Raw genomic sequence first — 17,246 nt, forward strand, 5'->3', positions numbered from 1 at the left:
TGTCAACCAAAGGAATCCGTCACATACATGACGGGGTTGTGCATCATGCACTGGCTTTTAACACACTGTTGAGTTCTCAAGAAACGGACGCGTACACCCTCACAAACCCGGAACCAACCGGACCCGCTCAGAGGCGTTCACTTCGCTTCACATTTCGTTCTGTTGTGTTCAAATCCTCCCAGCCCCCCAGATCCGTGTCAAATTCACCCGAACCAGTCTGACCAGCAGAAATCGAACACCACCCCGTTCCCAGGGCAACCCCTCTAACTTACCAGCCTTCAGAGCGATCCGCGAACCGATCTTCAAGCTAGGTGAGTCTGAGAGATTACCGACCAATGCTGCGCACCATGCCAATGTCACCTAAGTGAAGGAGGTTGGTTGCCGCACCGCGTCGACTTCTCAAGATTAGCAGCGCCCCCGACCGCCCGAGACGCATTCACCACCGTTCATGGCCACAGAACGATCACAGGCGACCATAGACTCCCCACGTGAGCAGCAAAAGACCGCCACTGGCGAAGAAGGTCCTGACTGAGCGCGCGCACCATGGCGACACCGTGGTCGACGAGTACGCGTGGCTCGCCGACAAGGACGACCCCGACACCATCGCCTATCTCGAAGCGGAGAACACCTTCCTCAAAGAGGAGACCGCTCACCTGGCCGACCTGCAGGAGCAGGTGTTCCAGGAGATCAAGGGCCGCACCCAGGAGACCGACCTGTCGGTGCCGAGCCGCAAGGGCGCGTGGTGGTACTACACGCGCACCGAGGAGGGCAAGCAGTACGCCGTCTCCTGCCGGGTCCCCGCCGACGGTGACACGCCGCCCGAGGTCAAGCCCGGCGAGCGCCTCGACCGGGAAGAGGTCGTGCTCGACGGCAACGAGCTGGCCGGCGACAGCCCCTTCTTCTCCATCGGCACCAGCAGCATCACCCCCGACGGCACGATGCTGGCCTACTCCACCGACTACAAGGGCGCCGAGCGCTTCACGCTGAGGTTCAAGAACCTGGAGACCGGCGAGCTGCTGGACGACCAGATCGAGGACGTCTTCTATGGCGGCTGCTGGTCGGCCGACGGCTCGACGTTCTTCTACACCCGCGTAGACGACGCCTGGCGCCCCTTCCAGGTCTACCGTCACGCCCTCGGCACAGCTGACGACGTCCTGGTCTACGAGGAATCCGACGAGCGCTACTGGATCGGCATCGGGCTCACGAGGAGTGAGCGCTACCTCGTCCTCGGCGCCGGTAGCAAGATCACCAGTGAGGCGCGCGTCCTCGACGCCAACGACCCCACGGGTGAGTTCCGCGTCGTCCGGCCGCGGACGGTGGGCGTCGAATACAGCGTCGAGCACGCCGGCGACTTCTTCTACGTGCTCCACAACGAGAACGCCGAGAACTTCGAGCTGGCCACCGCCCCGCTCGACGCTCCCGGCGACTGGACGCCGCTGATCGCCCACAGCGAAGGCACCCGGCTGCTCGACATCGAGGCGTTCTCCGACCATGCCGTCATCCACTTCCGCCGCGACGGGCTGACCGGCATCCGGGTGCTCCCGTACGGGGACGAAGCCCCGCACAACGGCTGGCGCGACCGGGTGGAGGCCGCCTACGCCGGGGGCGCGTACGAGATCGAGTTCCCCGAGCCGCTCTACGACGTCAGCCCGGCGGGCAACCCCGAGTTCACCACGCGCCGGCTCCGGCTGGCCTACACCAGCATGATCACGCCGCCCAGCGTCTACGACTACGAGCTGGCCACCCGCGAGCTGATCCTGCTCAAGCAGCGGCCGGTGCTCGGCGGCTACACCCCCGGCGACTACGAGCAGTTCCGCGACTGGGCCACGACCGGCGACGGCACGCGGGTCCCGATCTCCATCGTCAAGCGCAAGGACACCAGCGCCCCCGCCCCCACCGTCCTGTACGGCTACGGCAGCTACGAGACCTCCATCGACCCGGGCTTCTCGGTGCCGAGGCTGTCGCTGCTCGACCGCGGCTTCATCTTCGCCGTGGCCCACGTCAGGGGCGGGGGTGAGATGGGCAGGCGCTGGTACGAGGACGGCAAGCTGACCAAGAAGCGCAACACGTTCACCGACTTCGTGGCCGCGGCCAGGCACCTCAAGCAGGCCGGTTGGAGCGATCGGGTCATCGCGAGAGGCGGCTCGGCGGGCGGCCTGCTGATGGGCGCGGTGGCCAACCTGGCGCCGGAGGAGTTCGCGGGGGTGGTGGCCGAGGTGCCGTTCGTCGACGCGCTCAACACGATCCTCGACCCGTCGCTGCCGCTGACGGTGATCGAGTGGGACGAGTGGGGCGACCCGCTGCACAACGCCGATGTGTACGCCTACATGAAGAGCTACACGCCGTACGAGAACGTGGACGAGCGGTCGTACCCACCGATTCTGGCGATCACCAGCCTGAACGACACCCGGGTGCTCTACCACGAGCCCGCGAAGTGGATCGCCAGGTTGCGGGCCACGGCTCAGGGAGGGCCGTTCCTGCTCAAGACCGAGATGGGTGCGGGCCACGGCGGGCGCAGCGGGCGCTACGACGCCTGGCGTGAGGAGGCCTTCGCCCTCGCCTGGATCATCGAGAGAGGCACCACGTGACCTATCAGGCCGGCGAGAGCCGCTACGAGCGCCAGCCGTACAACCGCAGCGGGAGGAGCGGGCTCAGGCTGCCGGCCGTGTCGCTGGGGTTGTGGCACAACTTCGGCGACGACCGCCCGATCTCCACCTCGCGCGCGATCCTGCGCCGGGCGTTCGATCTGGGCATCACGCACTTCGACCTGGCCAACAACTACGGCGTGCCGTACGGGTCGGCGGAGAGCAACTTCGGGTGCGTCCTTCGGCAGGATTTCGCCGCCTACCGGGACGAACTGGTCATCTCCAGCAAGGCCGGCTACGACATGTGGCCCGGGCCCTACGGGGAGTGGGGGTCGCGCAAGTACGTGCTGGCCAGCCTCGACCAGTCACTGGCGCGGATGGGGCTGGAGTACGTCGACATCTTCTACAGCCACCGTCCCGATCCCGACACGCCGCTGGAGGAGACGATGGGCGCGCTGGACCGGGCGGTGCGCTCGGGCAAGGCGCTGTACGCGGGCATCTCCAACTACTCGGCCGAGCAGACCGCGCAGGCGGCGCGGATCATGCGTGAGCTGGGCACGCCGCTGCTCGTCCACCAGCCGTCCTACTCGATGATCAACCGGTGGATCGAGGGCGGGCTGCTCGACGTGCTGGAGGAGGCGGGGATGGGCTGCGTCGTCTACTCACCGCTCGCGCAGGGGTTGCTGACCGACCGCTACCTGGACGGCGTGCCCGCCGACTCCCGGGCCGCGACCAGCAGGTTCCTGAGCGCCGACCAGATCGACCGCGAGCTGGCCCGCGACCTCGGCGAGATCGCCAGGAGCAGGGGTCAGACGCTGGCGCAGATGGCGCTGCTGTGGACCCTCCGGGACCCCCGGGTGACCAGCGTGCTGATCGGCGCGAGCAGCGTGCGGCAGTTGGAGGACAACGTCGCCTGCCTGGAGGGCCCCGTCTTCACCGAGGACGAGCTGGAGGCGATCGACAAGATCACCTGTTCGGCCTCGTGACCGTCACAGGGCCTCGTGCCGCTGGAGGTAGGTGAACGAGGCCCAGCCGGGCAGCACCGGCAGCCAGAAGGTGAGCAGCCGGTAGAGCAGCACGGCCGATGTGGCCAGCTCCTTGGGCAGGCCGGCCACGGTCAGGCCGACGATGAGCGACGCCTCGACGGCGCCCAGGCCACCGGGCGTCGGCGCGGCCGAGCCGATGGCGTTGGCGGTGAGGAAGACGACGGCGACGGCGGTGAAGTCGAGCTCACCGCCGAAGGCCGCTACGCAGGCGTCGAGGCAGACCACGAACGCCAGGGTGATCATCAGGGTCCCGGCGCAGCCCTCGATCATCTTGCGCGGCGACTGGATCACGTCGAGCAGCCGCGGCAGCACGTTGGAGAACAACCTCCGCATCCGCTCGGTGATCATCCGGCGCAGCCGTGGCACTCCCAGCAGCACGACGACCAGCACGGCCAGCGCCAGCAGGGCGAGGACCAGCTCGCGCGACGGGCTGAACGAGGTGGCGGTGTTGGAGCCGGTGATGTAGGCGAACAGCAGCAGCAACGTGATGTGGAAGATCATCATGACCAGCTGCGAGGCGCCCACGCTGGCCACCGCGAGCGACGGGGAGATCCCGCGTTTTTGCAGGTAGCGGGTGTTGATGGCGACGCCGCCGACCGCTGCCGGCGCCACGAGCTTCACGAACGAGGCCGCGAACTGCACGAGCACGGTGCGCCACAGCGGCAGCGCCTCGGGCACGAATCCGCGCAGCATCAGCGCGGCCGCCACGAAGCTGACGAACGAGGCGACGAGCGCCAGGCCCGACCAGCCCCAGTTGGCCGTGGAGATCACGTGGCCCAGGTTGACCTGGCTGAGCTGGGAGAGCAGGAAGTAGGCGGCCAGCGTGCTGGCGATGATGGTCACCAGGGTGCGCGGCCTGAAGCGTTCGAGGCGTACCTCCTCGACCGTGCTCTGGGGCTTGAGCGCGACGATCTGCTCGCGGATGGCGGCCAGCAGGCCCTTGTCCTTGGACAGGGCCGAGCGGGTCTCGCGGGTCAGCGCGATGCGCTGGAGCAGCGGCATCGCGTGACCCAGCGCGTCGGGGCCCATGACGGCGGCGGCCGCGCGGACCGAGCGTTCGGGCCCGACGCGCAGCGCGAGGTAGGTCAGCAGCTGCGCGACGTCGAGCCGCAGCAGCAGGTCACCGGCGGCGATCTCGCCGCTGCGGGCGTCGGTCAGCACGACGCGGCCCGCTCTGTCGAGGTGGATCCCGTCGCCGGTGAGCCGCCGGTGCGCCAGCCGCTGGATCTGCAGCAGCGCCACCTGCTCCCAGATCTGCGCGAGGACGCCGTCGTCGATCTCGTCGTCGGGGACCTCGTCGAGCGTGCGCGTGTCGAGGTGCTCGTAGGCGAGCAGCGCGGCCTCGGTGCCGATCTCGCTGGTGCCGAGGAGTCGCGGCGTGCTCGCGCCCGCCGCCTGCGTGGCGTACGCCATGAGCGCCTCGCGCTCCAGCTCGGCGCGGAGCGACCTGATCGCCCGGCGCCTGGTCTCGGAGTTGAGCCGGATCCGCCGCCACAGCCGGTACGGCAGGCCGGCCACCTGGCGGTCGCGATCGAGCACGGTGACGTCGAGGCTGCTGCCGTCCTGGAGGCCCATGTGGTAGCGGCGGCTGCCCTGGTGGTCGTCGTCGATCCGGCGGGCCGAGACCGGGGCGAAGGAGAGTTTGCGGAGGGCGGCGACCACGGCGTTGCCGGGCGGCCTGGTGTTGGGGCTGCCCACGCCGTAGAGCGTGGCGTAGCCCATCGCCATGCCGACCAGGACGGTGACGACGGCGCCCGGCAGCGTGATCTGCCGGCCGGAGAACAGCGCGAAGATGTAGAGCGCGATCACGGTCCAGGTGAGCGCGCGCCAGGTGGGCCGGCGGGAGATGCGCACGGCGGTGGTGTAGGCGATCACGGACGTGAGCAGCGTGTTGAGCGGCTCGATCGAGCGGCCGCCGGTGAGCAGCTGGCCCAGGTCCTCGGCGTTGCCGGAGAGGAGCCACTGGCCGAGCAGGAAGGAGCCGACCATGCCGATGATCGCGGCGATCAGACCTTCGGCGACGCGCAGCCCGTCGCGGTGGAAGACGCGCTCGACGGCGAACGCCACGGGCACGGTGAGCACGGCCGCGCCGCCGAGGAACGTGGCCACGCGGCTGAGCAGGTCGGGGACGAGAGTGGTGCCCTCGGTGACGTCGGCCTCAAGCCCGTTGAGGGTCTGCTTGGCGATCAGGGCGAGCAGGATGACCGCGCCGAGCACGAGCAGCGTGGCGAGGAATCGCAGCAGGTCGGAGGGGCGGCGGAGGCGTTGCGGCAGCAGCGGCTCCACTACGTAGACCTCGTGGTCTGGACGTGCCTCAGCCACGGCAGGGTCCTCCTTCGAGAGATCCTCCGTGTTCGCGCGTTCGCTGATTTCGGCCACCGACAGCGATTCTGCACCTTCCCGGCCGGACCGTACGATCTTTAGCCGCTAGTGTCCCTAATCGTCACCTCCGTCTGCACCGAATAACGACTCGGTCGGCAGTGACGTGCCCCGCCCCGGCGTTTCGAAGCGTCCGGCTTTCGCGCCCGTCACCGCACGTCAAGCGGTAGACGAGGCGCGCGAGGCAGAGTACACGCCCCAGGTGTCCCATCGGCAACACGGCTCCCCCGGGCGGTTCTGGTCTGGGAAGTAAGCTCTGCCCTATGTCGGGTGAACTGAGGGTTTGGGGAGCTTGTCCACTGGACTGCCCTGATGGCTGCTCGTGGATCGTGACCGTCGACGAGGGCCGGGCCGTGAAGATGCGCGGCAACCCGGACCACCCCTACACGCGGGGCTCCCTCTGCGTGAAGGTCAACCGCTATCTGGAGCACACCCGGGCGGACGACCGCATCCTGCACCCGCTGCGTCGTACGGGACCGAAGGGGTCGGGTCGGTTCGAGCGGATCAGCTGGGACGAGGCACTGGAGGAGATCTCGGTACGGCTACGCGGCATCATCGAGGAGCACGGCGGCGAGGCGATCTGGCCCTACCAGGGCACCGGGTCGCTCGGTTTCGTCCAGGGCTGCGAGGGGATGGCCGGGCGCCGGTTCTGGAACGTCCTGGGCGCCTCCAGGCACCGGCTGAACATCTGCTCCACCGCCGGCAACACCGGGCTGATGCTGACCAACGGCACCCCCGGCGGGATGGATCCCGAGGATTTCGCGCTGTCCAAGCTGATCCTGCTCTGGGGCACCAACACGCTGACCAGCGGCCACCACCTGTGGAAGTTCGTCCAGGACGCGCGGGCGGACGGCGCCCACGTGGTGGCGATCGACCCGATCCGCACGAGGACCGCCGACCAGGCCGACCAGCACCTGGCGATCAGGCCGGGCACGGACGCGGCGCTGGCGCTCGGGCTGCTCAACGTGGTGCTCGCGGAGGGCGCGCAGGACGAGGAGTTCCTGGCCGAGCACACGGAGGGCTGGGCGGCCTTCCGCGAGGAGATCCTGAGCCACCCGGTCGCGAAAGTGGCGGAGATCACCGGCCTTCCGGCCGAGGACATCCACAGCCTGGGGATACGGCTCGCGCGCACCCGGCCCACGGCGATCCGCGCCACGATGGGCATCCAGCGCCACGCGGGCGGCGGCACCGCGATGCGCACCATCGCCGCGATCCCGGGCGTCACCGGCGACTGGCGGCACCCGGGCGGCGGCGTCTCCTACTCCACCAGCGGGCACGTGCGCCTCCGCGTCGACACGCGCGAGGACCTGCTGGCCGCGCCGGTGCGCGCGCTGACCATGACCCGGCTGGCCTCCGACCTCGGCTCGGTGAAGTGCCTGTGGGTGTACGGGGCCAACCCCGTCGGCTCCACCTCCGACACCAACGCGATCAGGCGTGAGCTCCTGCGCGACGACCTGTTCACCGTGGTGATGGAGCAGTTCCCCACCGACACGGTCGACTACGCCGACATCGTGCTGCCCGCGACCATGCAGACCGAGCACCTCGACCTGCACGCCGGCTACGGCCACATGTACCTGCAGTGGAACGAGCCCGCCGTGGAGCCTCCGGGCGAGTGCCTGTCGACGACCGAGACGTTCCGGCGGCTGGCCCGGCACATGGGGCTGACCGAGCCCTCGTTGTACGACTCGGACCTGGAGCTGGCCGGGCAACTGCTGGCCGGCGGGCACCCGTCGCTGGAGGGCATCACGCTGGACCGGCTGCGCAAGGAGGGCTGGGTGCGGATGAACTATCCCAAGCCGTTCATTCCGTTCGCCGAGGGCTTCCCGACGCCGTCGGGCCGGTTGCGCTTCCCGCCCGCGGGTGAGGCGTACGTGCCGTCGCTGTCGGTCCGTACGGCCGGCCGCTCGCCGTACAAGCTGACTTTGATCACGCCCGCGGCGCACACGTTCCTCAACACGGTGTTCGGCAACAATCCGGAGCTGCGGCGCCGGGCCAAGGAGCCGGTCGTGCTGGTCAACCCGGCCGACGCGGCCGAACGTGGGCTGGTGAGCGGGCAGCGGGCGCGGGTGCACAACGACCGCGGCGAGTTCCTGGCCGACGTCGAGGTCAGCGACCGGGTGGCGCGCGGCGTGGTGGCCTCGCCCAAGGGGCGCTGGCCGAAGCACAGCCCCGGTGGCGCGAACGCGAACGCCGTCGTCGAGGAACGCGACGCCGACCTGGGCCGGGGGGCCGTCTACCACGACAACCTGGTCGAGGTCAGCCCTTGTGCCGGTCCATGAAGGCGACGATCCGGTCGAGCACCTCGGGGCCGTAGGAGCTGCGGAACAGGTCCGTGGCGTGAATGCGCTCGCCCTTGATGACGTGCACCTCGTTGGCGGGGGCCTTGGTGGCGGCGTCGTGGGCCGCCTGGAGGTCCTTGGCGCCGCCGTAGCCGTCGTGCTCGGTGCCGATCTGGAGCAGCGGCACGGTGATCGCGGCCGCGTTCTCGGTCTCGATCGCGCCTGACAGGGCGACGATGCCCGCCGCCTTGTCGCCCATCCGCGCCGCGGCCGGAGCGGAGACGGTGCCGCCGATGGAGCCGCCGACGAAGAACAGCCGCTTGACGCCCTTCTTTCCGGCCAGCCGCTTGACGCCCTTCTTTCCGGCCAGCCGCTTGCCCATCCTGACGGCCATGTCCTCCGGTGTGACGCTGCTGTCGCGGGCGTAGAGGAGGACGCGATAGCCGGCCTGGACCAGGCGGTCGGAGAGCGGGCGCCAGTTGCAGACGTTGCCGAGGCGCTCGTAGGTGATCACCACGCCGACCTCGCCCTTGCCCGTGATCACACCGGGCAGGTCGTCGCCGTGGGTGAAGATCTCGCCGTCCTCCTCGCCGAAGCAGCCGCTCACGTTCGGACCGGTGATCACGCGGGTCGGGGTCGGGGTCGGGGCCGGACTGGACGTCGGCGTGGGCGCCGGGGTGGGGGCGCCCGACGCGGTCGCGGTGACCGTGCCCCCGCAAGCGGTCACCACCACCACGAGCCCTAGCAAGCCGATGATCCTTCGCATGGCGCCCCCTCTTACCGTATGTCTGAACTGACATAGTCGCGGGACGCACAATACCCTTGGAAGCACCATGAGCTCAACGACGAAAACCTCGACCCTTGGATTCGCGATCCTCGCCGTGCTGGCCCGCGGCGAACGCACCGGCTATGACATCGCCGCGGCCATGCGGCGGCCCGTCTCCTACTTCTGGACGGCCGGTCACAGCCAGATCCACCCCGAGCTGCAGAAACTGCTGGCCGGCGGGCTGGTCGTCTACGAGACCCGGCACGGGCCGGGCCCGCAGGACAAGAAGGTCTACCGTCTGACGCCCGAGGGCTCCGGGGCGCTGCGGGAATGGGTGACCACGCCACCGCGCGAGCGGCCCGAGCGCGACGAGCTGGTGCTGAAGACGTACGCGTCGTGGCTGGCCGATCCCGAGCTGGTCAGGCGGCTGTTCGCCGACCAGCTCGCGGTGCACGAAGCGCGGCTGGCCGAGTACGAGCGCGAGGAGGAGCACTTCGCGGAGCCGCCCGGGCCGGGCGACCCCAGGTTCGGCAACTACGCGACGCTACGGTGCGGCCTCGGCTACGAACGGCACCGCGCCGAGTGGTGCAGATGGATGGTCGCTCAGCTCAGCGACAGCTTGTAACCCTCGTGGGAGGCGGCGAAGCCGAGCGAGTCGTAGAACCGGTGCGCGCCGGTGCGCGACTTGTCGGAGGTGAGCTGCACCATCGCGCAGCCGCGCGCCCTGGCCCGGTCGATGCCCCACTGGATCATCCGGCGGCCGAGACCCTCTCCCCTGCTGGCGGCCGCGACCCTGACCGCCTCGATCTGACAGCGCTCGGCGCCGAGCCGTGACAGGCCGGCCAGGTAGGTGAGCTGCATGGTGCCCACGACCTCGCCGTCACGCTCGGCCACGATCAGCTCGTCGTGGGGGTCGGCGTCGATGCGGGCGAAGGCGTTCAGGTAGCGGTCGTCGCCCGGGTCGCCCTCGCGCTTCGCGCCGAGCGGGTCGTCGGCCAGCATCGCGACGATCGCGGGCACATCCTCGGCCGTGGCCGTACGGAAGAGCGGGTCTGAAGGGGTTCGCGACATGGGGCTCATTATCGTGTAACCCGTTTGACGGGGCCTACTGGGGGCGCTTGGCTGGCGGGATGATTGAGATCCATGCCGTGACCATCGACTGCGCGGAGCCGTACGAGCTGGCTTCCTGGTGGAGCGAGGCGACCGGGCTGCCGCTCGGCGACGACGACGAGCCGGGCGACGACGAGGTCATGCTCCGCACCGAGCGCGAGCCGTTCCTGCTGTTCATCCGGGTCCCCGAGGGCAAGACCGTGAAGAACCGCGTCCACCTCGACGTCAACGGCACCGAGGGCCGCACCCGCGACCAGGAGGTCGAGCGGCTCCTGGGCCTGGGCGCGACGGTGCTCTGGGACCGTCGCCAGGCCGACGGCACCGGCTGGGTGACCATGCGGGACCCCGAGGGCAACGAGTTCTGCGTCTGCCGGAGCCAGGCGGAGCGGGGGTTGCCCGAATAACGTTCTGTCAGCGATGCTGACCGCATGAGCGAGCCGAGCGCGTCCGCGAGCATCGAGATCACCGCTTCGCCCGAGCGGGTCTACGCACTGGTCACCGATCTGTCCGGGATCGGCGACTGGAACGCGGAGTGCCTGCGCGCGCGGTGGATCGGCCCCGTCAAGGAGGCCAGGCCAGGAGCCAGGTTCGTCGGCGGCAACCGCAACGGGAGCCGGCGCTGGTCCACCAGTTGCACGGTCACCGCCGCGGAGCCAGGCCACACCTTCGCCTATCACGTGCGCGCGGCGGGAGTGCTCGACATCGCCATCTGGCGCTTCGACATCACCCCGACCGAGACGGGCTGCAGGGTGGAGCAGAAGACCTGGGACACCCGGGGCAGGTTCATGAACATCGTCGGCGGCTGGGCCACCAACGTGCCCGACCGGGCGAGCCACAACACCGCGAACATGAACCGGACCCTGCAGGGGCTCAAGCGCGCGGCCGAGCGCGCCTGACGGCGTCACTCGCTCCCCGCGCGTCCCCGCATGGTGAGGGTGAGGATGCCGGCGATGATGTACACCAGCAGGCCGTGCCAGAGCGACTGGAAGGCCGAGCCGAAGACGCCCTCGCCGTCGAGCACCAGCTGCACCGGGTAGTCCAGCACCGCGGTGATCCCGGCGGGGAGCAGCGCGAACTTCCACGGATGCTGCAGCGACCAGCGGCGGGCCTGCCGGGTCACCCGGTCGCCCTCGTTCGGCTTGGACACCGCGCCGATGGTGGCGATCAGCGCGAACAGGCTGATGCCGAGGCCCAGCGCCCAGACCAGGTCGGCGGGGCCGGGCAGCAGCACGCCCATGCCCCAGCTGGCCGCGGTGATCGCGCCACCGCCGATGGCCGCGGTCCTCCAGGGAGCGCCGCGCAGCGCGGCGCCGGACAGGGAGACTTCGTCGCTTCGACTGAGTTCGTTCATGTCCTCAGGGTGCCTTTTGGGTCCCCCGGTTCGCATCGGGGACGGACCCTGAGAATTCCCTTACCGGATCGCGCGGGGTCAGTGCGCGCCGGCCAGGTTGAGGCCGACGATCCCCACGACGATGAGGGCGATCGAGGCGATCCGGACGAACGACGCGTTGTCCCCCATGGCCAGCATGCCGACCACCGCCGTGCCCACCGCGCCGATGCCGGTCCACACCGCGTACGCGGTGCCGACGTCGAGGGATTTGAGCGCGTACGAGAGCAGACCGAAACTCAGCACGGCCGTGACGAAGAACGAGACCGACCACCACACGTGGGAGAACCCGTCGCTCAGCTTGAGCGACAGGGCCATGACGACCTCGAAGAGACCGGCGACGACAAGGAAGATCCAGGCCATGAGTGAAACCTCCGGGCAGCGGGACGACAGATCGTGCGTCGTCTTGGCTTTCCGGGTACGGCGCGTCTCGTCCGGGAGCGGGGGCTCTATCGAGGGAACGGCGGTGCGGGCCTGGTCATTCCCACCAGATGGTGACCCAGCGGTCTTTCGGGACGGGCCACATGCCGAGGGAGAGCGCGGTCTCCCCGACCTCTGTGGCGAGCGCCGGGTCGAGGCAGATGCGCTGGCAGGCACTGGCCGCGAGCTCCTCCAAGGAGGAGAAGCGTTCGAGCGGCGCCTCCCGTTCCTCGACCTGCACGGCGTAGCCGAGCGCGGCCGCCAGCGCGACGCAGTCTTCGGCGACGGGCCTGACCGGGCGCTCGACGCCGTGGAAGTGCTGCCAGAGCGGCGCCAGCCAGCTCATCGGATGGCGCTGCGGGAGCTCGATCACCACCCGGCCCCGGGTGCGGTCGTCGAGCGCGCGCAGGAAGACGGCCAGGTCGGGCACGTTGTAGACGACGTGCGCGGCGATCGTCACGTCGACCACGGGCACCTGCTCGACCACGTCGGGCCAGCGGCCCTCGACCGACGTCAGGGCGACGCCCAGCTTGTCGGCCCGGGTGGTGAGCTCGGCCAGCATCGCGGGCGAGGTGTCGACGGCGTAGAGCTCGCCGATGCGCTCGTGCAGCGGGAGCGAGGCGGCGCCGGTGCCGGCGCCAACGTCGAGCAGCGCGCCACCGGGTGGCAGCGCCTCAGTGAGCCGGGCCATCGTGGGCCCGTCGTCCGGGGCGGTGAGCGCCCAATCGGTGCGCGTGGCGAAGCGGCCGGGCGAGTGGCCCCAGGGATCGACCGGGGCCTTGGCCATGATCTCCTCTGGAATGGCCCAGGATTCCAGCCGCTCTCGCCAGCGCGTGGCGAGTTCTTCGGCATCCATGAAGACGAGCATGCCACGCATACCGCTGGTTACTCGCGGGTAGCATTGCTAGTAGGGTTACTAGCCAGTAGATAAAGCCCCCGGTTCAAGGAGATCAGCAGCCATGGGCCACTTCAAGAGCAACCTGCGTGACCTGGAGTTCAACCTCTTCGAGGTGTTCGGGCGCGGCGAGATCCTCGGCACCGGGCCGTACGCGGATGTGGACGAAGATGTCGCCCGCAGCATCCTGGACGAGGTCGGCCGACTGGCTTCGGGTGTCATCGCCGACTCGTTCGAGGAAGGCGACCGCCATCCGCCGGTCTTCGACCCGGAGACCAGCAGCGTCACGATGCCGGCCGGCTTCAAGAAGTCGTACAAGGCGCTCGTCGACGGCGGCTGGGCCCACCTGGACCTGCCGACCGACCTGGGCGGCCCCGGCATCCCCCGGAGCCTCGCGTGGGCCACCGCCGAGATGGTGCTGGGCGCCAACCCCGCCGTGTACATGTACGGGGCCGGGCCCAGCTTCGCCTACACCCTGTGGAAGGTCGGCAACGACGACCAGAAGAGGTTCGCCGAGCTGGCCATCGAGCGCAACTGGGGCGCCACCATGGTGCTCACCGAGCCCGACGCCGGCTCCGACGTCGGCGCCGGCCGGGCCAAGGCCGTGCGGCAGCCCGACGGCACCTGGCACATCGAGGGCGTCAAGCGCTTCATCACCAGCGCCGAGCACGACCTGACCGAGAACATCTTCCACCTGGTGCTGGCCCGCCCCGAAGGCCACGGCCCAGGCACCAAGGGCCTGTCGATGTTCCTGGTGCCCAAGTTCCACGTGAACCTGGAGAACGGCGAGCTGGGCGAGCGCAACGGCGTCTACGTCACCAACGTCGAGAAGAAGATGGGCCTGAAGGTCTCCACGACCTGCGAGCTGACCTTCGGCGACAAGCACCCGGCGATCGGCTGGCTGATCGGCGACGTGCACGAGGGCATCAAGCAGATGTTCATGGTCATCGAGCACGCCCGGATGATGGTCGGCACCAAGGCCATCGCCACGCTCTCCACCGGCTACCTCAACGCCCTGGAGTACGCCAAGTCCCGCCTGCAGGGCGCCGACCTGACCCAGATGTCCGACAAGACCGCGCCGCGGGTGCCCATCACCCGCCACCCTGATGTGCGCCGCGAGCTGATGCTGCAGAAGTCGTACGCCGAGGGCATGCGGGCGCTCGTCCTCTACACGGCGACCTTCCAGGACACCATCCAGCTCAACCCCGGCGACCAGCACGCGCAGGCCATGAACGACCTGCTGCTGCCGCTGGTCAAGGGCGTCGGCTCGGAGCGGTCGTACGAACTGCTCGCCCGGTCGCTGCAGACCCTGGGCGGCTCGGGTTACCTGCAGGAATACCCGATCGAGCAGTACATCCGCGACGCCAAGATCGACTCGCTCTACGAGGGCACCACCGCCATCCAGGGCCTCGACCTGTTCTTCCGCAAGATCCTGAGGAACCAGGGCGCCGCGCTCGGGTCGCTGCTGACCGAGATCGACGCGTTCGCCTCCTCCGAGGCGGGCAACGGCCGGCTCAAGGAGGAGCGAAAGCTGCTCGCCGAGGCCGCCGCCGACGTCAAGGCCATGGGCGACACGATGGCCGGATGGGCGATCGGCTCGATGGAGACGCCCAAGGAGGTCTACAAGGTCGGCCTCAACACCACCCGGTTCCTGCTGGCGCTGGGCGACCTGGTGATCGGCTGGCTGCTGCTGCGCCAGGCCGAGGTGGCCCTGGCCAAGCTGGACGACGGCGAGGACCCCTTCTACCAGGGCAAGGTCGCCGCGGCCTCGTTCTTCGCGACGACCGTGCTGCCGCGTCTGGCCGCCGAGCGCCGCGTGGCCGCCGCCACCGGCCTGGACCTCATGGACCTGCCGGAGGAAGCCTTCTGAGCCTCCCCTGAGGATCGCCGACGCCCGCTCCGGCTCCGGAGCGGGCGTTCCGCGTTCTCAGCCGCGGTGCGCGGTCAGGCACGTGGGGTTCGGCGAGCTGATCACCCTGAACGGCGGCCGGCCACTCTCCTGCCCCGCCCGAGCGTGTGATCGCCCATACCCGGGTATGACCGTGGGCGTACTCGCTCTTTGCCTTCGGAGGTCGTCATGGGTGTCGGGGTCAGCATCTTCTTCCTCACGCTCGGCGCCATCCTGAGGTTCGCCATCGAGCCCGACGTGTTCGGAGACAGCGTCCACATGGACGTGATCGGCTTGATCTTCATGCTCGTCGGCGGAGCGGGCATCGTGCTGAGCATCGTGCTCGCCCCGCGACGCGGGCGCACCTCCGAGAACCGGCTGATGCACCGCGAGAACCAGCCGCCGGAGATCTGACCTACGCCTCGATCTGCACGGCGGCACGCGCCGCCATGATGGGCCTGATGTGGTCGGTGACAACCGCCAGGTGCCGAGGGTGGTCGCGGTAGACCAGGTAGTCGTCGACGGTGTCGAAGTCGGCGACGACCGCGAACTCGTGATTGCCCTGGTTGACCCCGACATCGCCGCCGATCGTGTAGGCGCGGATCTGCGGGATGAGGCCGGGCAGCTCGCGCAGCTCGGCCGCGACCGTGGCCTTCTGCTCCTCGGTGGCGTCTTCGGTCCAGGTGAAGAGCACGACGTGGCGGATCATGTGGTCACCTTATCGCCGCGTCCCGCGAAGCCGCCCGCCCGGGTCGTGGCCACCGATCGAGCGTTGTCGCGGGCCGGCCGGTGATACGGGCCGGCCGGTGATACGGGCCGGCCGGTGATACGGGCCGGCCGGTGATACGGGCCGGCCGGTGATACGGGTCAGGCTTTGTCGCGCGGGCCGGAGGGGTCGCGGTTCGGTCCGGACGCGAGCGCACCAGGGCGCCCGCGTCCGGGCCGACATGCTTGGGCGGATCCGGTCGCGGTCAGGCGACCGGATCAGCTCCAGGCCAGCATCCGCAGGGGATCCTCCAGCATCGCGCCCACGTCGCGCAGGAACATCGAGCCCAGCTCGCCGTCGACGATCCGGTGGTCGAACGAAAGCGCCAGGGTCGTCACCTTGCGGACCGCCAGCTCGCCGTCGACCACCCACGGCATGTCCCTGACCTGGCCGAAGGCCAGGATGGCCGCCTCGCCCGGGTTGAGGATGGGAGTGCCGGCGTCGACGCCGAACACGCCCACGTTGGTGATCGTGATCGTGCCCCCGGCCATCTCGGCGGGCTGGGTGCGGCCCGCCCTGGCCGTCTCGGCCAGCTCGCCCAGCCGCCTGGCCAGCTCGGGGAGCGACAGCTCATGGGCGTTCTTGACATTGGGCACCACGAGCCCGCGCGGGGTCGCGGCCGCGATGCCGAGATGCACGTAGTGCTTGACCACGATCTCCTGGGCCTCCTCGTCCCAGGAGGAGTTGATCATCGGGTGGCGGCCGGCCGCCGTCAGCACCGCCTTGGCCACCAGGAGCAGCGGCGAGACTTTGACCTCGGTGAAGTCGGGCAGCGCGCGCAGCCGACGGACCGCGTCCATGGTCTCGGTGACGTCCACCTGGAGGAACTCGGTGACGTGCGGTGCGGTGAAGGCGCTGGTCACCATGGCCTGCGCGGTCATCCTGCGCACGCCCTTGACGGGGATGCGCTCCTCACCCCGGCTGGCGGGCGCCGCCGCGGCCACCGGCCGTGTCGCGGCGTGGACGTCGTCTCGGGTGATGGAGCCCTCGGGGCCGGTGCCCGTGATCGTGGCGAGGTCGACGCCCAGGTCCTTGGCCAGCTTGCGTACCGGCGGTTTGGCCAGCACGGCGCGACGATCGGCGGCCGGACCCGCCGCGCGGCCCTCGACCACGGGTTTCGACGCGCTCCCCGCCTCGCCCCGGGACGGGCCGGCGACCGGGGGCGCCTGGGCCGCGCCCTCAGGCCGCACCTGGGTACCCGGTTTGCGGGGGCGGCGCCTGGTGGCGCCGGTCTTGACGCCGTAGCCGACCAGGACCGCCTGGCGCTGCTCCTTGGGCGCCGGGCTGCCGTGGGTGCCCGGCTCCACCGCGCCCTCCTCGGGCGGACGCGGCACCAGGTCGTCGGCCAGGGCCTCGATCCGGCCGGCCTGGCCCTCGATCCGGCCGGCCTGGCCCTCGGCCCGGCCGGTCTGAGACCCGCTGCTCTGTCCGGTCTGGGACTCGCCGCCCTGGCCGGCGCCGGCCGGCGCCTCCTCCGTCTCGACGGAGATGATGGCCACGCCCACGTCGACCGTCTGGCCCTCGTCGGCCAGCAGCTCAGCCACCAGTCCGTCCCAGGGGACGGGCAGCTCCACGATGGATTTGGCCGTCTCGATCTCGACCACGATCTGGTTGACCTTGACCGCGTCACCCTGCTTGACATGCCAGCGGACGATCTCCGCCTCGGTCAGCCCTTCGCCGACGTCGGGGAGCTTGAAGTCACGTCGCATGAGACCAGGTCCCCCT

16 protein-coding genes and 1 riboswitch are annotated in these 17,246 nt (G+C 69.8%); of the genes, 8 read left to right on the plus strand and 8 right to left on the minus strand.

All coding sequences use genetic code 11. The features are described from left to right. The first annotated feature begins 488 nt into the window (after positions 1-488). Together AB0I38_RS00005 and mgrA are read left to right on the plus strand one after the other, a co-directional pair. On the plus strand, positions 489-2,588 hold the full coding sequence (locus tag AB0I38_RS00005) for a S9 family peptidase (RefSeq protein WP_358459236.1): 2,100 nt from the start codon (positions 489-491) through the stop codon (positions 2,586-2,588). Next, positions 2,585-3,571 (plus strand): L-glyceraldehyde 3-phosphate reductase, encoded by a 987-nt coding sequence (mgrA, locus tag AB0I38_RS00010; RefSeq protein WP_358459238.1) that lies wholly within the window; start codon positions 2,585-2,587, stop codon positions 3,569-3,571. Before AB0I38_RS00005 ends, mgrA begins: the two co-directional genes overlap by 4 nt. A gap of 3 nt (positions 3,572-3,574) precedes the next feature. Here mgrA and AB0I38_RS00015 read toward each other — a convergent pair whose 3' ends face one another. Next, the gene (locus tag AB0I38_RS00015; protein WP_358459241.1) at positions 3,575-5,953 is read right to left on the minus strand and encodes a lysylphosphatidylglycerol synthase transmembrane domain-containing protein; all 2,379 of its coding nucleotides are present in this window, start codon (positions 5,951-5,953) and stop codon (positions 3,575-3,577) included. A 320-nt stretch (positions 5,954-6,273) separates the two neighbouring features. Here AB0I38_RS00015 and AB0I38_RS00020 point away from each other — a divergent pair, with 320 nt between their 5' ends. Beyond that, on the plus strand, positions 6,274-8,289 hold the full coding sequence (locus AB0I38_RS00020) for a molybdopterin-containing oxidoreductase family protein (RefSeq protein WP_358459244.1): 2,016 nt from the start codon (positions 6,274-6,276) through the stop codon (positions 8,287-8,289). Here the strand turns inward: AB0I38_RS00020 and AB0I38_RS00025 are convergent. Then, positions 8,267-9,055 (minus strand): dienelactone hydrolase family protein, encoded by a 789-nt coding sequence (locus AB0I38_RS00025; RefSeq protein WP_358459247.1) that lies wholly within the window; start codon positions 9,053-9,055, stop codon positions 8,267-8,269. The genes AB0I38_RS00020 and AB0I38_RS00025 overlap by 23 nt on opposite strands. 67 nt (positions 9,056-9,122) lie before the next feature. Here AB0I38_RS00025 and AB0I38_RS00030 point away from each other — a divergent pair, with 67 nt between their 5' ends. Further along, entirely contained in the window at positions 9,123-9,680 is a 558-nt protein-coding gene (locus tag AB0I38_RS00030; protein ID WP_358459250.1) for a PadR family transcriptional regulator, read from the plus strand. Here the strand turns inward: AB0I38_RS00030 and AB0I38_RS00035 are convergent. After that, positions 9,659-10,126 (minus strand): GNAT family N-acetyltransferase, encoded by a 468-nt coding sequence (locus tag AB0I38_RS00035; protein WP_358459253.1) that lies wholly within the window; start codon positions 10,124-10,126, stop codon positions 9,659-9,661. The genes AB0I38_RS00030 and AB0I38_RS00035 overlap by 22 nt on opposite strands. Positions 10,127-10,185: 59 nt before the next feature. Between AB0I38_RS00035 and AB0I38_RS00040 the strand changes: the two genes are divergently transcribed. Both AB0I38_RS00040 and AB0I38_RS00045 read left to right on the plus strand, forming a co-directional pair. Further along, positions 10,186-10,569, plus strand: a complete 384-nt coding sequence (locus AB0I38_RS00040) for a VOC family protein (RefSeq protein ID WP_358459256.1) — start codon at positions 10,186-10,188, stop codon at positions 10,567-10,569. Between the two features lie 24 nt (positions 10,570-10,593). Then, positions 10,594-11,061 (plus strand): SRPBCC family protein, encoded by a 468-nt coding sequence (locus tag AB0I38_RS00045; protein ID WP_358459259.1) that lies wholly within the window; start codon positions 10,594-10,596, stop codon positions 11,059-11,061. A 5-nt stretch (positions 11,062-11,066) separates the two neighbouring features. Here AB0I38_RS00045 and AB0I38_RS00050 read toward each other — a convergent pair whose 3' ends face one another. The 3 genes from AB0I38_RS00050 to AB0I38_RS00060 form a co-directional block, all read right to left on the minus strand. Continuing rightward, on the minus strand, positions 11,067-11,516 hold the full coding sequence (locus tag AB0I38_RS00050) for a hypothetical protein (protein ID WP_358459262.1): 450 nt from the start codon (positions 11,514-11,516) through the stop codon (positions 11,067-11,069). Positions 11,517-11,594: 78 nt separating this feature from the next. After that, complete coding sequence (locus AB0I38_RS00055; protein WP_358459267.1) at positions 11,595-11,915, minus strand: DMT family transporter; 321 nt, start codon at positions 11,913-11,915, stop codon at positions 11,595-11,597. A 32-nt stretch (positions 11,916-11,947) separates the two neighbouring features. Further along, positions 11,948-12,005, minus strand: a riboswitch (guanidine-III (ykkC-III) riboswitch). 25 nt (positions 12,006-12,030) lie between these two features. Beyond that, positions 12,031-12,828 carry a class I SAM-dependent methyltransferase gene (locus tag AB0I38_RS00060; protein WP_358459276.1) on the minus strand — a complete coding sequence of 266 codons (798 nt, stop codon included), beginning with the start codon at positions 12,826-12,828 and terminating at the stop codon, positions 12,031-12,033. A 103-nt stretch (positions 12,829-12,931) separates the two neighbouring features. On the opposite strand from AB0I38_RS00060, the gene AB0I38_RS00065 reads away from it, so the two are divergent. Continuing rightward, the gene (locus AB0I38_RS00065) at positions 12,932-14,737 is read left to right on the plus strand and encodes an acyl-CoA dehydrogenase (protein WP_358459279.1); all 1,806 of its coding nucleotides are present in this window, start codon (positions 12,932-12,934) and stop codon (positions 14,735-14,737) included. Positions 14,738-14,944: 207 nt separating this feature from the next. Next, a complete protein-coding gene (locus tag AB0I38_RS00070; protein WP_358459282.1) occupies positions 14,945-15,169 on the plus strand; it encodes a DUF6458 family protein in 225 nt (74 codons plus the stop codon). A 1-nt stretch (position 15,170) separates the two neighbouring features. Here AB0I38_RS00070 and AB0I38_RS00075 read toward each other — a convergent pair whose 3' ends face one another. After that, the gene (locus AB0I38_RS00075; RefSeq protein WP_358459285.1) at positions 15,171-15,464 is read right to left on the minus strand and encodes a Dabb family protein; all 294 of its coding nucleotides are present in this window, start codon (positions 15,462-15,464) and stop codon (positions 15,171-15,173) included. A 275-nt stretch (positions 15,465-15,739) separates the two neighbouring features. Next, positions 15,740-17,230 (minus strand): dihydrolipoamide acetyltransferase family protein, encoded by a 1,491-nt coding sequence (locus AB0I38_RS00080; RefSeq protein WP_358459288.1) that lies wholly within the window; start codon positions 17,228-17,230, stop codon positions 15,740-15,742. Between the last annotated feature and the right edge of the window lie 16 nt (positions 17,231-17,246).

It is taken from the genome of Nonomuraea cavernae, from assembly GCF_040655715.1.
Classification (GTDB): Bacteria; Actinomycetota; Actinomycetes; order Streptosporangiales; family Streptosporangiaceae; genus Nonomuraea; species Nonomuraea cavernae_A.